This is a genomic window from Sphingobacterium arenae (assembly GCF_014692505.1).
GTDB lineage: Bacteria > Bacteroidota > Bacteroidia > Sphingobacteriales > Sphingobacteriaceae > Sphingobacterium > Sphingobacterium arenae.
Genome location: NZ_JACNYK010000001.1, coordinates 1,177,658 through 1,192,281, shown reverse-complemented (window position 1 = coordinate 1,192,281; position 14,624 = coordinate 1,177,658). Strand labels below are relative to the sequence as shown.

The following is a 14,624-nucleotide window of genomic DNA, read 5'->3' as shown; positions in this document are numbered from 1 at the left end:
GAAGATTATGAAGAAGTATTATATAATAATCGCCTTAATAACAGGCATCGTTTTTTCTTCTTGCCAGAAACAACTCGAAGAAAAATTTAATGATCCGGAACGTACAGACCAGGCGAGCATTCCTGCATTTTTCGCATCAATGCTTAATAACGAAAAAGTGAAACCACAATACTATAATGTCCGGACATTTTTAATACAACAACCGGGGATTTTCAGTCAAACAAATACGTTCAGTAATTCTAATACCTCCTACCAACATAACGATGGATATCTGGGGTCCTTCTGGAAAGAGTTTTATCATACAAACCGAGACAACGATCGAGATATTACGCTTAACGGCGCGATGGCCCTTTATCGTCTCATGGAGAAAGCATACCGGGAAAACGATGCCTCGTCTATGGAGCAATATGATAGTTTTATGCAGGCTGGAAAAATTGTGTTGATATGGCATGCGGCACAAATGGTGGACATGTGGGGCGATATCCCTTATTCAGAGGCGGGAAGTTTGCAAACAAATGACGTTATAAACAACGCGAAGTTTGATAATCAGGTTGAACTATACGAAAGTTTTATTGCTGATTTGACGGATGCAGCTACTTATTTTTCCACTGCTGAAGCTACCCAAGCATTTACCCGTTATGATATTATGTTGACAGGCGATACTGATCGTTGGCGACGATTCGCGAACTCGTTGAAGATGCGTCTTTTGATGCGTATATCCTTCTACGATGAGCCAACAGCACAACAAAAGGTGATGGAGATGTTGAATAATCCAACAGATTATCCACTTATCGACGGCGATAATTCATCGACCTATAGCCCTGCAACTACCGATGTCTTGATTCATCAATTGACGGACAACGTGCTTACGCTGAACAATGCATTGACAGAAGGAAGGGAATATTCAGCTCCTGACTATCTTTTGAATACGCTGATGCTGCCCGCAGAGGATCCACGGATTCCTATTTTGTTTGATAAATTTGGCGACTTAGTGGATAATAAGTTTATCCCCAACAAAGAATATAAAGCGATGCCGGTAACGACTACACAAGCGGTACAGGATCGGGATTGGCGACTTTATTCTACCTGGGACACAACTACGTTCTTAATAAATGCACAATTGCCCGGCATCCTAATGACTGCCTCTGAGGTTAACTATCTGAAAGCCGAAGCCGAACAACGTTGGGGAAGTGCAGATAAGGCAAAAACAGCCTACGAGACAGGATTAAGACAATCGGTCACTTTTTATTATTATTTGCACAATACCAATACCTCACGCGAGTATCCGAAAGAAGATAATCCGTCGGCAGAAGAAGTGAACGCTTTTATTGAAAATCCAAACGTTCGTTTAGAGGGATCGGCTACGGATAAATTAGCGAAGATATGGATACAGAAGTGGGCGCATTTTGGTTTTCTCCAATCGCCACAAGCATGGTCGGAGTATCGTCGGACAAAATATCCGCAATTAACTTTCCCTACTACGGGTAAATTGCAGGGGTTTTCTACGCCAGCCAATCGTTTGGTATATCCAAGTGTAGAAACAGCGTACAACCCACACTATTCGGAGGTGCGCGCGAAAGATACGCGCGACACAAAAATATTTTGGGATGTAAAATAGCTTAGTACAAACCTTTAGGAAAGCCACCACCGTGTGGCTTTTCTTTTATACTCATATACACAACAATGATAAAAAATACATTTTTCAATATAATCCTAATTTCTGCAACAACCTTTATTTCTAAAGCCCAAGAACACAACGTATCCGCCGGCTACCAAAAACCGACAGATCCACAGGTTCTTCAAAGCCTCGAAACCTGGCAAGATCTTAAATTTGGCCTTTTTATGCATTGGGGGACCTACAGTCAATGGGGAATCGTAGAAAGCTGGAGTCTCTGTCCCGAAGACGAGGGTTGGACACAACGTAATCCCGAACATGGAGAAACTTATTATGACTATGTAAAAAATTACGAACATCTCCAAAAAACCTTCAATCCAGTTGACTTCAATCCAAAAAAATGGGCTGATGCTGCAAAAGCCGCCGGAATGAAATACGTGGTTTTCACCACGAAACACCACGACGGCTTTGCTATGTTTGATACCAAAGAGTCTGACTATAAAATCACATCGCCTAACACCCCCTTTTCTAAAAATCCAAAAGCAGACGTCACCAAAGAGATTTTCTCGACATTCCGAGACGAAGGTTTTAAAATCGGCGCTTATTTTTCGAAACCTGACTGGCATACCGAGTATTACTGGTGGCCCTATTTTCCCCCAAAAGACCGTAATGTCAATTACGATCCCTTAAAATACCCCGATCGTTGGGAGAAATACAAAGCATTCACCTATAATCAGATCAATGAGCTGACATCCAACTACGGGAAAGTGGACATTCTTTGGTTAGACGGCGGGTGGGTGAGACCATTTAAAACGATCGATCAAAACGTCGAATGGCAACGTACTATCCAAGTCGAGCAAGACATCGATATGGACAAAATAGGTCGAATGGCACGCAGAAACCAACCAGGCATCATTGTCGTAGACCGAACAGTACCGGGCGACTGGGAAAACTACGTCACCCCCGAGCAGGCCATCCCTGAGCATCCCCTCGATATCCCATGGGAAAGCTGCATTACCATGGGCAATTCCTTCTCGTATGTTCCCAACGATCATTACAAACCCACCAAAAAAATTGTAGAAACATTGGTTAAAATTATATCCCGTGGGGGCAACTATCTGCTGAATATAGCACCGGGACCTCATGGAGATTTCGATCAAGCGGCTTACGATCGTTTACAAGAGCTATCTTCTTGGATAGCCATTAATGAATCTGCGATTTTTGCTACACGTGCTATTGCACCGTATCATGACGGCGACTATTATTACACGCGTAGTAAAGATTATAAAACAGTAAATGTATTTCACCTTTCTGAAGACAACGATTATCAGCAACCGGAAACATTCCAGTTCACCATACCTGAAAACTTCCCTATTAAAGAGGTAAAAATATTAGGTTTTGAAGGAAAAGTAAAATGGAAAAAAAACAATAATACGTTAACGATTAACACACCCAAAATGGACACGAAGTATTCTAGTGTTATCCAGTTGACATCGAAATAGGAGGTTATCTTGATTTGATGAGCGGAATATTACAAAAACAGATATAGCTACATATTTCAAAATTTAACTTCGTTGAGTTCGCCAAAGGCTCTGTTTTGATGTGGAATTAGAGGTTAACAAAAGGTATATGCAGCAAGACAATTTCGCATTGTAGAAAAAATAAATAAGATGAGTTTTAATAATATTATAAGAAGATTGGCTTTCATTGGCGGGACACTTGGGATTTTAGGAGCTTGCAGTCTAGGTTTGGGACTTCAAAAGTCGGATGCACCAACGGCGTATGTTGATCCCTATATTGGCACAGGTGGACATGGACATGTATTTCTGGGAGCAAATGTTCCGTATGGAGCTGTTCAACTTGGACCATCCAACCTTTCGACGGGCTGGGATTGGGTTTCGGGCTATCATATTTCTGATTCAACAATTATTGGATTTGCCCATCAGCATTTGAGCGGAACGGGGATTGGCGATTTAGGTGACATCGTGTTGTTGCCCTTCACGGGTAATATAAGGTTTGATCGGGGAGTGCATGGTAACGAACAAAGCGGCGCTTATTCGTTGTTTAACCGCAATACGGAGCGGGCGAGACCGGGTTATTACGCCGTACATCTGGATCGGTTTCAGATAGATGTGGAATTGACGGCAACCTCGCGTATCGGCTTTCACAAATACAGCTATAAACAAGGGGAAGCACCGAAGATATTGATTAATCTGGATGCCGGTATTGGCTGGGAAGGCGAAAAAGAAGGTCAGATCACCATAGAGAACGACACCATTGTTTCGGGTTATCGGTATTCTATGGGATGGGCCAAAAACCAAAAGATTTATTTTACTGCGACTTTTTCGCAACCGATTACGGATTTTCAACTAGCAGACAGTATGGCTGCACAAAAGGGGAATAGCCTAACGGCTGCTCGTGCATATGCGGAACTTGTATTTAGAGATGTGGAAGAACCGCAGGAGATCATGGTGAAGGTAGCGTTGTCTCCGGTAAGCATAGACAACGCCAAACTGAATATGCAGGAAGAACTTCCTAGCTGGGATTTCGCGGCTACAAGAGAAGCGGCAGACGCGGCCTGGAATGAGCAACTGCAGAAAGTAGAGATCGAAACAAACGATACAACGGCCCGTAAAATATTTTATACAGCACTTTATCATACCATGGTTGCGCCGTCGATATTTAATGACGTGAACGGCGAATATATGGGAAGTGACTTTAAACCGCATAAACTTGTGACCGGAGAAAATTATACGACGTTCTCCTTATGGGACACCTATCGTGCGGCTCATCCTTTGATGAGCATCATCCATCGCGAGCGTGTCCCAGACATGATCAACAGTATGTTACGTATTTATCAGGAGCAGGGAAAGTTACCTGTTTGGCATCTTGCCGGAAATGAAACAGATTGTATGGTAGGTAACCCCGGAATTATTGTGGTGGCAGACGCTTATCTAAAAGGTATAGAAGGTTTTGATAAAGATTTGGCGTATGAGGCGATGAAGGTTTCGGCCATGAAAGATGATCGGGGTTTGAACTGGCATAAGCAATACGGATATGTGCCTTTTGATAAAGAAGAGGTGGAATCCGTTGCTAAAGGACTGGAATTTGCTATTGCGGATTGGAGCTTGGCGCAGGTAGCGAAGCTCCGCGGAGAGCAGGAAGATTATAATTATTTTATCAAACGCAGCGATGCTTTTCAATATTACTTTGATAAGGATCTGCAGTTTTTGCGTGGTGTAGACACCATGGGGAATTTCAGACCGGAAGAATTTGATCCTTTTCATTCTGCGCATCTTGCCAACGACTATACGGAAGGCAATGCATGGCAATATACATGGTTGGTCCCGCATAACGTCAATGGTTTTATTGATCTTTTTGGTGGTGAGGATAAATTTATTACGAAGTTGGATTCGTTATTCGTGGTGGAGGGTAATCTGGGCAAGGAAGCTTCACCGGATATTAGCGGATTGATCGGTCAATATGCACATGGAAACGAACCAAGCCACCACGTTATCTATATGTATCCTTATGCGGGACAGCCATGGAAGGCGGCGGAACGAATAAGACAGACCCTCGCTACGATGTACACGGATCAAGTAGATGGTCTTTCGGGCAACGAGGACGTAGGCCAGATGTCGGCTTGGTATATACTATCAGCATTGGGGTTTTATCAGGTTTCGCCTGCCGGTGGCCCCTTTATCTTCGGAAGCCCTTTATTTGATAAAGTCACGATAGCTTTGGGGGACGGCAAAAAGCTGGAATTGATAGCACATGGCAATAGTAAGGAAAATAAATATATTCAGAAGATTCGTTTCAATAATGCGCCTTATATGAAATCCTACATAGCCTATGAAGACCTCATGAAGGGCGGCCAGTTGGAGTTCGAGATGGGCAGTACGCCTTCGGTTACGTTCGGTGTAGAGCTAGCAAACAGACCGAAATCTATGCGTTAAAAGGAATGATAAAATTATACGTATGAAGTTAAAATATATATTGTTCAGTGGATTAATTAGCTTGGGTACGGGACTTCGTGCACAAGTTTTACCTTATAAGAATAGCCAGTTGCCTATTGAAGACCGTGTTCGGGATTTAGTGGGACGCATGACAGTGGAGGAGAAAGTAGGACAGCTCTCGAAATTGCTCGGCTGGGAAATGTATGAGAAAGATGCAGCGGGCATACGTGTTAGCGAAAAATTGAAAGATGCTGTTAAAAGTCAACATATCGGACTGCTGTGGGCCACTTTACGGGCGGATCCGTGGACACAAAAAACGTTGAAAAATGGGCTTAGTCCACAGGAAGCAGCAAAAGTGACCAACGCGATTCAACGTTATATGGTAGATAGCACACGACTCGGAATTCCGCTGTTGCTCTCTGAAGAGGCTCCACACGGACACATGGCTATTGGCGCTACGGTTTTTCCGACAGCTATTGGTCAGGCAAGCACGTGGAACCCGAAGCTAATTAAACAAATGGCCCAGACGATCGCGCGAGAAACGTTTGCCGTGGGTGGGAAGAACGGTTATGGACCCGTACTGGATCTGGCACGGGATCCTCGATGGTCTCGAACGGAAGAATCTTACGGAGAAGATCCTTATCTCGTTGGGAAGATGGGAGAAGCCATGGTAAAAGGGTTTCAAGGTGACAGGACGAGAAAAGAGGATAGGATAATCGCTACGTTGAAACATTTCGTAGCCTATGGTGTACCCGAAGGTGGGCATAATGGTGGCAGCGTAAGTATTGGCGAACGGGCGTTACGCCAAAGTTTTCTACCCCCATTTGAGCAAGCGGTAAGGGCTGGTGCAGGCTCGGTCATGACGGCTTATAATTCGATTGATGGCATTCCTTGCTCCTCCAATCCTTGGCTTTTAAATGAGGTGTTGCGGAAGCAGTGGGGCTTTAAAGGCTTCGTGGTTTCAGACCTGTTGAGTATCTCTGGTCTAAACGGAAGCCATGCTACTGCTGCGGATGCCATCGATGCTGCGAAACAGAGTATAGAAGCCGGGTTGGATGTAGATCTCAGCGGTTCCGGTTTCGGAAACAACTTATTGAAAGGCGTAAAATCAGGGCGGGTAGCTATACAACAAGTCGACATCGCTGTGGCGCGCTTGTTGCACCAAAAGTTTTCGTTGGGGCTTTTCGAGCACCCATACGTAGATGAAAATCTGGTAGAACAGAAAGTAGCAACGGCAGAACATAGGGCGATAGCAAAGCAGGTCGCCCGAGAGGCTATCGTCTTGCTAAAGAATGAGAAGGATCTTTTACCATTGAGCAAATCTGTAAAGAGGATCGCGGTAATTGGTCCCAATGCGGATAATATGTATAATCAGCTCGGCGATTATACAGCGCCGCAACGTGAAGACAAGGTCAAGACGGTATTGCAGGGCGTACGTGCCACCGTATCTGCAAATACGCATGTGGATTATGTGAAAGGTTGCGCTATCCGTGATACAAGTGCGACGGATATTGCATCTGCTGTAAAGGCTACGGAATCGGCAGATGTAGCTATAGTGGTATTGGGTGGTTCCAGTGCACGGGATTTTAAAACTTCGTATCAGGCCACGGGTGCGGCAAATGTAGAAAGTGGAAAAGAGTCCGTCAGCGATATGGAAAGTGGAGAAGGGTTTGATCGGGCAACGCTAGATTTACTAGGGGATCAGTTACCCTTGCTAAAAGCCATCGTGGCAACGGGCAAACCGGTTGTATTGGTAACCATTATGGGGCGTCCGTTGAATTTGAACTGGGCAGCGGAGCATGTTCCGGCTATTGTTAACGCATGGTATCCTGGCCAGGAAGGAGGACAGGCTATTGCGGATGTTTTGTTTGGTGATTATAATCCGGCAGGTAGATTGCCCATATCGGTTGCTCAATCTGTCGGTCAGCTACCGATCTATTATAACCACGCAAAGCCGAAACATCATGATTACATCGAATTCGAAGCAAAACCTTTATATGTTTTTGGATTCGGATTAAGCTACACGACCTTTGCTTATGATAACTTGCAGGTAGCAGTAGAAAAAACGAATGATGACTTTAGGTGTTCTATCCAATTTGATGTGAAGAATGTTGGCGATAGGGACGGCGAAGAGGTAACGCAACTCTATGTGGTGGATGAGGTAAGCAGCGTGGTTACACCCGTTAAACAATTGAAAGGCTTTGCTCGTCAGTTAATAAAAAAAGGAGAAACGCAGCCAGTTGTTTTCGAACTGACAAAAGAGGATTTGAAGCTGTGGAGTGCGGATCGGAAATGGGAAACCGAGAAGGGAAGATTTAAATTATTAGTAGGTTCTTCTTCCGATGACATTCGTTTAGAAGGAATATTGGTGCTGGAAAAGAATTATACACTGTAATGAAATTACGATTACTATCCGTTCTAGCGCTCATCCCGTTGTTCGGGTACCTGGTTTCCGCACAAACGTTGATTCAGTTAGAAAATATGCAAACTCCACCTGCATGTTATGGTGTGATGAAAATCGATGTCCCTATTCAGATCGACGGTCGGGATGATGAACAAGCCTGGGATTTGGCTTCTTGGACGGAAGAGTTTGTCGACATCGAAGGTGATGCAAAATCCAAACCGCCTTACACCACAAAAGTCAAAATGTTATGGGACCACGAATGCCTCTACATCTATGCCAAGATGGAGGAACCGCATGTGTGGGGAAATTTAAAGAAACGTGATGCAATTATTTATCATGATAATGATTTTGAAGTTTTTATAAAGCCTTTTGAGCAACAGGCTTTTTATTACGAGATAGAAGTTAATCCCTTAAATACGATTTTGGACCTGATGATGCCCAAACCGTATCGCTTTGGCGGCGATGCATTGATGCATTGGGATGTTAGAAATTTGAAATCTGCGATTCATGTGGAAGGAACGTTAAATAACCCAGATGACACCGATCAATATTGGTCCGTTGAGATGGCAATTCCTTTTAAATCGCTAACCACTTTCAGTAGAAAGGTAACTCCAAACATAAATGACTATTGGCGGGTTAATTTTTCACGCGTACAATGGCAACATGAACTCCATAGCGGAGCGTATTCTAGAAAGATGAAAAATGGAAAATATTTACCGGAAAATAATTGGGTGTGGTCCCCCATAGGGATTATCAATATGCATCATCCCGAAAGATGGGGATATATTCAGTTTATGGATACAGTTCAGCATGTTGCTTTGCCCAAATCTTATTTTGCAGAAAAAGCCGCGTGGAATATTTTTTATTTACAGCAGCTGTACAAAAAACAGCATAAAAAATTTGCAGATGATCTAGCGGAGCTAAAGAATGGGAAACATGTGCTCGAAGAAGATCGGAAGGAATTGGTTTACGCAATTTTTATAAACCGTAATAAAGAAGGATACGTTATAGAAGTAAAAGACGTGAAACATCATCTTACGGTGACATTAGATAATTTTGGACATTATACCGTTAACTATGAATAGTAGAAGAAATTTTATCAAGACTGCAGGTTTGGGGATGGCCGCCCTACAGTTAAAACCCACCGAACTATGGGCGGCCGATAACAATCCGTTATTATTTGATTTTTGGCTTTGGATGCGGCCGCAGGACACCGAAACCGACGAGCAGTTAAAAAATCGCTACCAAAATTATAAAGATGCCGGCATCAGGGGGATCTTTTTTGAAGACTACAGCAAGCGTCACTTTCAGTTGGCGAAAGAGTATGGGCTGGAAGCACACCGCTGGATGTGGACGATGAACCGCGGAGAAAAGGAGCTTTTGGAAAAGCACCCGGAATATTATGCCGTCAACCGATTAGGGCAATCTTGCGCAGATCAACCTCCTTATGTAAACTATTATCGATTCCTATGCCCCTCCCACCCAGATGTTCCGAAATACCTGGAGGAAAAGGCAAGGGAGCAGATGGAAAAAGAGGATGTAGACGGACTACATCTGGATTATATCCGTTATCCGGATGTTGTTTTACCCGTTAATTTATGGACGAACTACGATTTGGACCAATCAACCGAATTACCCGAATATGACTTCTGTTACAGTAAATTTAGTAAAGATACTTTTTTGAAGGAAACGGGTATCGATATCGATCAAGTGGAACGTCCGGAACAAAGCCTATCATGGCGATCTTTTCGCTATCGGCAGATTACAAGCGTAGTCAACCGTATCTGTGACGTGGCTAAGGAGTATAAAAAACCTGTTACGGCAGCCGTATTCCCTACTCCAGATCTGGCTCGTCGGATTGTGAGGCAGGATTGGACAAGCTGGAATCTATCTGGTGTCTTTCCCATGATTTATCATGGCTTTTACAAGGAACCGATACATTGGATCGGTACGGCAACTGCGGAAGGCGTAGCGGGAATACACGGCAAATTTCCATTGTACGCGGGCTTGTACTTGCCGGACTTTAAAAATTTGGAAGAATTGAAGCAAGGTATCACACTTGCAATAGACAATGGAGCCGCTGGTATATCGTTGTTTGGCGAATCGGATTTCGACGCAGCGACGATTGAATTGTTACGATCAATTAAGTAATATTAGATTAAACGAAAATATGAGCATAGCCTTTCATTTTAGTATTAGAAACCCTATTTTAGGAATTTAGAATCGTTAAACATGTTTCAACAAAACAACCTTAAAAATTGCCTCCTTATCACCCTATCCTATTTCTTGAGTTTCTCTGCGCTCTTCGCCCAATCGCCCCGCACCGACTGGTTCGAGGAAGCGCGCTACGGCATGTTCATCCACTGGGGTCTATACAGTGCTGCCGAAGGACTATGGAAGGGTGAGCCACTCCGTTACGCCAACAACTACGCCGAATGGATTCGATACCGTAACCGTATATCCAAAGAAGAGTATGGCGAATTGGCGAAGCGCTTTGTATGGGACAAGATCGATCCGGAAGATTGGGTCTTACTCGCCAAAAAATCAGGCATGAAATATATTATCATCACCTCCAAACACCATGACGGCGTAGCGCTGTGGGACACCCAAATAGGCGACTACTCGCTTCCTAAACTTTCAGGTACAGGAAGAGATGTCATTAAAGAAATTGCGGACGCCTGCCGCAAGCACGACATGAAACTTGGCTTCTATTATTCGCATTGGCTCGATTGGGAACACCCCTATGCCTGGGATCATAATCAGGAACTAACCGGGCATGTCACGGACGAGCAGTTCAACCAATATTGGCAGGAAAAAGCTATACCACAAATGCGTGAGCTACTGACCAACTACGGTGACATCGCCATCATGTGGTTCGATATGTGGATTCCCTACGAGAAGACAATATTTAAACGGGAACAATTGGAACAAGCCGTAGCTCTAATCCGCGAACTGCAGCCCAATTGTCTGATCAATTCCCGATTAGGGTTACCGACAGATGCTAAATATGTAGATTTTGAGACGTTAGGTGACAATCAGTTTGGCACAAGCTTCGTGGATCATCCATGGGAAACACCGGGTACAATTGCCCATTCGTGGGGTTACAACGGACAGGAAAAAAACTGGAAATCGACCGGACAGCTTTTTGAGTCATTGATCAGCAATGTGGCCCTGAACGGAGGTTTTACATTAAACATTGGCCCTAGAGCTGACGGTACCGTGCCTTATGAGAGCGTTAACCGTCTTCACGATATCGGTAAATGGCTTGGTCAATACGGCGAAGCATTGTACGACAATACGGGTCTGGATCTTCCGGTTGGTCAACACGATTGGGGCAAAATCACAAAAAGTAGAAAAAGTAATACCGTTTATCTCCATATATCCAACTGGCCTTTAGATGGGAAACTTCGTGTATCAGGAATAAGCAGCAAGCCTCAAAAAGCAGCATTGTTATCCGCTGTAGGAAGCCATTCCTTATCGTTCGAACAATATGGTCCCCTGACACATATACAACTACCGCAGCAGCAGAGCGATCCCTTTGTATCCGTTGTACGTCTGACGTACGATAGCCTAGAAACTGTTCCATCTATTGTTGCGGAGTCTACTTTCGGCGGATTTGCGCTGAAAGGGTCGAACGCGGCAAATAGAGAGCGCCTTAAGCTTGTGGAAGAAGATGATACCCGTCCGGCCTATGTGCAGACAGCGGGTAAGAAAATAACCTGGGAGCTGTATCTTCCAGAAGCTGGCCATTACCATATTGATCTATCTGCGCACAATCCAACAAAAGAGCGTATTCTTGTCTCTATACGATTTGCTGACAAGACCATCGAAGGAACGATAGTCCCTTCGGGGAAAGTGGTAGCCGAGCCGAACGAAGACAATTACACGGATGAGTTTGTGGATAGCCACATCGGCGAGATTACCGTCGAGCAAGCAGGCCAATACAATGTCGAATTTCAAGCAAAAGGAAATCAGGAATTGTGGCTGAACCGGATCTGGATAGAGAAAAGGAAGGATGCCGAGCAAGCCAGCGTGTCTACGCAAGATAAACCACTGGTCATTGAGCAGATCAACCCTAAACTCTATCTCTTCACCACTTATCACGAATATGAGGGCACCAAGGTTTCAGCCAATGCACTATACCTCCTTACCAAAGAAGGTGCGCTCCTTTTTGATACCCCTTGGGATCCCACACAGTACCAGCCACTTTTGGATAGTATACAAGAAAAACACGATATGCCCGTCATCGGTGTGTATGCCACCCACTGGCATGAAGACCGTGCCGGAGGTTTCGGCTATTACAACAACATAGGCATCCCAACATATGCCACAGCACGTACCAATGAATTATTGCGTGCAAATGGTAAGCCGCTGGCCATCCGTAAGATCGAAGAAGGAAAGACATATTCCGTAGGCGGCGAATCTTTTGTGTTCGATTTCTTCGGCCCGGGACACTCCATGGATAATGTAGTCGTCTGGTTTCCCGAATACAAGATCTTGGATGGTGGCTGTTTTATCAAGAGTTCGGATGCCAAAAACCTCGGTAATACCAGCGACGGCGATGTCAAAGAATGGAAACCCTCGATAGCAAGATTACTCGCCCACTATCCCGAGATTAATTTGGTGATTCCTGGTCACGACGATTGGAAAGCTTCTGAACAGCATATTGAGAATACTTTTAAGCTTTTGGAAGGGAAACGCTAAAATATTACTTTTGACGCAAAGCGCCATACTAATGAGCCACAAGTAATGTCTTTTAGGCCATAGCTAATATCTTATAAGGTGGAACACATGTATGTAGAGGGAGAAATCTCTACTCTTCTCTAAGTTTTATAATTTCTTCGAGTGCCTGAACATCAATTTGATCTTTAGGTCTATTAACAGCTTTTTTATTCGCTATCAGCTGGTTGATATGCAGGAAAGGAACATGTACCTCTTCAATATCTGCCACAGAAGCCATTGCTAAGCATTCATCAAAAGAGTATCCCTCTAACCCTTTCATATCGGTCAAGATATCTAAACGTAACCCATTGTTAAGATGAAAGTCCGTCCACCCAGCTATAAAAGGAATAGTTTCTAACTGTGGAATATCGCCAAGATTTGATAATTGGAATGCTTTTCTCAGATTCTTTCTATTATCAAGAGAATCTTTTATCCATATATCCAAATCACCAGTAAATCGCTGGAAGCCGTGTAAATTTGTAGCATAGCCCCCTATCATAATATAGGACACCTTGGCATTCGCGAGGTTTCGCCAAAAATTTAATATTTCTTCATCAAAGATATCCATCTTTTACTTTTGGACAAAAGGTTTATGAACGATCTTCGCTTTCTTAAGCGTTTCTTGTATTTTATAGAGTCGCGTGGCCATCTCAAACCGCTCTTTATACGAACGCTTCAACCCCTCTTTCAATAACGCAATTTCCGCATCGCTAAAATGTTGTGGATTATGTTCTTTCTTGACATGCATGATATACCTACCGACTTATTAAACATATAAAGATACGGGTTTTATATAAAAAAATGGCGACAGAACGATAACTGTTTCACCACATCAATGGTAATTCGTAAATTTGACGATATGGACACTGTAGTAATTCATCCTAAAACCAAAGAGCAATTGGCAGTAATTAAAGCTTTTGCTAAGGCGCTGGAAATGGAGTTTGAAATAACGCAGCCAGCTAGCTCATACGACCCAGAATTTGTCAAAAAATTCTAGACGCGACACTATTCCGATAAGTAGTTATGCCTCAATAAAAGTACCGATCCAGAAGCTCCCAGAAAAACTCTTCGTCCGTGCCATAGTGCTCCAAGATGCGTTTCCAGGTTTCCTTACCAAACTGAATCTCATTTCCAAAACTATCTTTATAAATCCACTTGTCGAATATATCTTTATCAAAAGAAGCTTTATTGTTATCCCGCGTATATTCTAAACCTCCGCGCAGATTTCTTTTGAGCTGGGTTTTAGAGCCATTCACCCGTTCTTTCACATTAACGTGCCCGAAGATATCCTTCCCTTCCTCCAGTTTATAACCTTTATTATCCTCGATTATTGTTTTATCAAAAATATCCACCTTAAAAGTAGCCCTATAGTCGGCGTGTCTGCTATTTTCCCTTACCAACCGTCTTAGCAGTCTCATTTGCGCATCCTTATTCCCCCTCAAATCAGGCTCTGCCTTATCTAGATATTTCTTTTCGTACTGTAGCTTATTATTGCGGCTATCTGTAAATATCAAGTCATCAAAGATATTTTTTTCGAGACTGGCCTTATATCTCCCGTCAGCAGATCTATACTGGAGCGCCCCAAAAATATCAGTGTCTATAGCACCTCGCTGTGCAAACAGAACAGAAAACGACAACATCAACGCAACACAAACGATAAACTTTTTCATATCAACAAGATCTTTGCAAAGATAGACTCCTTGCCGCGGGATTGGTTTATTCTATTTCAATAAAAACGTTTTTGCAACCTCCATTAAGGATACAGCGCTGGCCATTTATCCATGTTCTAGATATAGATGAGGTGCTTCACTTTCCATTTATTCTCCCAACCGAAAAATAGATTGATTGCATTATAAGGATTCCCGATTTCCTGCGGGTGCAACCTCCGCGGGAAATAATCATAAGGGGTAGGGTTTGCAAAGGGCAT

General features: G+C 43.5%; 12 protein-coding genes and 1 pseudogene. 9 read left to right on the top strand and 4 right to left on the bottom strand.

Features of this window, described 5'->3' with window-relative positions:
• Positions 1 to 7: 7 nt before the first annotated feature.
• From H8B17_RS04415 to bla, 8 genes and pseudogenes are all read left to right on the top strand, one after another.
• Positions 8 to 1,618, top strand: a complete 1,611-nt coding sequence (locus tag H8B17_RS04415; RefSeq protein WP_190307923.1) for a SusD/RagB family nutrient-binding outer membrane lipoprotein — start codon at positions 8 to 10, stop codon at positions 1,616 to 1,618.
• Between the two features lie 65 nt (positions 1,619 to 1,683).
• The gene (locus tag H8B17_RS04410) at positions 1,684 to 3,117 is read left to right on the top strand and encodes an alpha-L-fucosidase (RefSeq protein WP_190307922.1); all 1,434 of its coding nucleotides are present in this window, start codon (positions 1,684 to 1,686) and stop codon (positions 3,115 to 3,117) included.
• 168 nt (positions 3,118 to 3,285) lie between these two features.
• Positions 3,286 to 5,571 carry a GH92 family glycosyl hydrolase gene (locus H8B17_RS04405; RefSeq protein ID WP_190307921.1) on the top strand — a complete coding sequence of 762 codons (2,286 nt, stop codon included), beginning with the start codon at positions 3,286 to 3,288 and terminating at the stop codon, positions 5,569 to 5,571.
• 22 nt (positions 5,572 to 5,593) lie between these two features.
• Positions 5,594 to 7,966: a glycoside hydrolase family 3 N-terminal domain-containing protein gene (locus H8B17_RS04400; protein WP_190307920.1), complete on the top strand. Its 2,373-nt coding sequence runs from the start codon at positions 5,594 to 5,596 to the stop codon at positions 7,964 to 7,966.
• Entirely contained in the window at positions 7,966 to 9,060 is a 1,095-nt protein-coding gene (locus H8B17_RS04395; RefSeq protein WP_190307919.1) for a carbohydrate-binding family 9-like protein, read from the top strand. Before H8B17_RS04400 ends, H8B17_RS04395 begins: the two co-directional genes overlap by 1 nt.
• Complete coding sequence (locus H8B17_RS04390) at positions 9,053 to 10,126, top strand: family 10 glycosylhydrolase (protein ID WP_190307918.1); 1,074 nt, start codon at positions 9,053 to 9,055, stop codon at positions 10,124 to 10,126. Before H8B17_RS04395 ends, H8B17_RS04390 begins: the two co-directional genes overlap by 8 nt.
• An 81-nt stretch (positions 10,127 to 10,207) precedes the next feature.
• Positions 10,208 to 11,245, top strand: a pseudogene (locus H8B17_RS20875) (alpha-L-fucosidase); the annotation flags it as partial.
• A 714-nt stretch (positions 11,246 to 11,959) separates the two neighbouring features.
• Complete coding sequence (gene bla, locus H8B17_RS20870; protein ID WP_380934486.1) at positions 11,960 to 12,679, top strand: BlaB/IND/MUS family subclass B1 metallo-beta-lactamase; 720 nt, start codon at positions 11,960 to 11,962, stop codon at positions 12,677 to 12,679.
• 109 nt (positions 12,680 to 12,788) lie between these two features.
• Here bla and H8B17_RS04375 read toward each other — a convergent pair whose 3' ends face one another.
• Positions 12,789 to 13,265, bottom strand: coding sequence for a hypothetical protein (locus tag H8B17_RS04375; RefSeq protein ID WP_190307917.1), 477 nt, complete (start codon positions 13,263 to 13,265; stop codon positions 12,789 to 12,791).
• A gap of 3 nt (positions 13,266 to 13,268) precedes the next feature.
• Positions 13,269 to 13,445, bottom strand: coding sequence for a hypothetical protein (locus tag H8B17_RS04370; protein WP_190307916.1), 177 nt, complete (start codon positions 13,443 to 13,445; stop codon positions 13,269 to 13,271).
• A 111-nt stretch (positions 13,446 to 13,556) separates the two neighbouring features.
• On the opposite strand from H8B17_RS04370, the gene H8B17_RS04365 reads away from it, so the two are divergent.
• Complete coding sequence (locus H8B17_RS04365) at positions 13,557 to 13,694, top strand: DUF2683 family protein (protein ID WP_223816360.1); 138 nt, start codon at positions 13,557 to 13,559, stop codon at positions 13,692 to 13,694.
• 31 nt (positions 13,695 to 13,725) lie between these two features.
• On the opposite strand, the gene H8B17_RS04360 is transcribed toward H8B17_RS04365, so the two are convergent.
• Positions 13,726 to 14,367: a hypothetical protein gene (locus H8B17_RS04360; protein ID WP_105726531.1), complete on the bottom strand. Its 642-nt coding sequence runs from the start codon at positions 14,365 to 14,367 to the stop codon at positions 13,726 to 13,728.
• Positions 14,368 to 14,483: 116 nt separating this feature from the next.
• Positions 14,484 to 14,624 carry a hypothetical protein gene (locus tag H8B17_RS04355; RefSeq protein WP_190307914.1) on the bottom strand — a complete coding sequence of 47 codons (141 nt, stop codon included), beginning with the start codon at positions 14,622 to 14,624 and terminating at the stop codon, positions 14,484 to 14,486.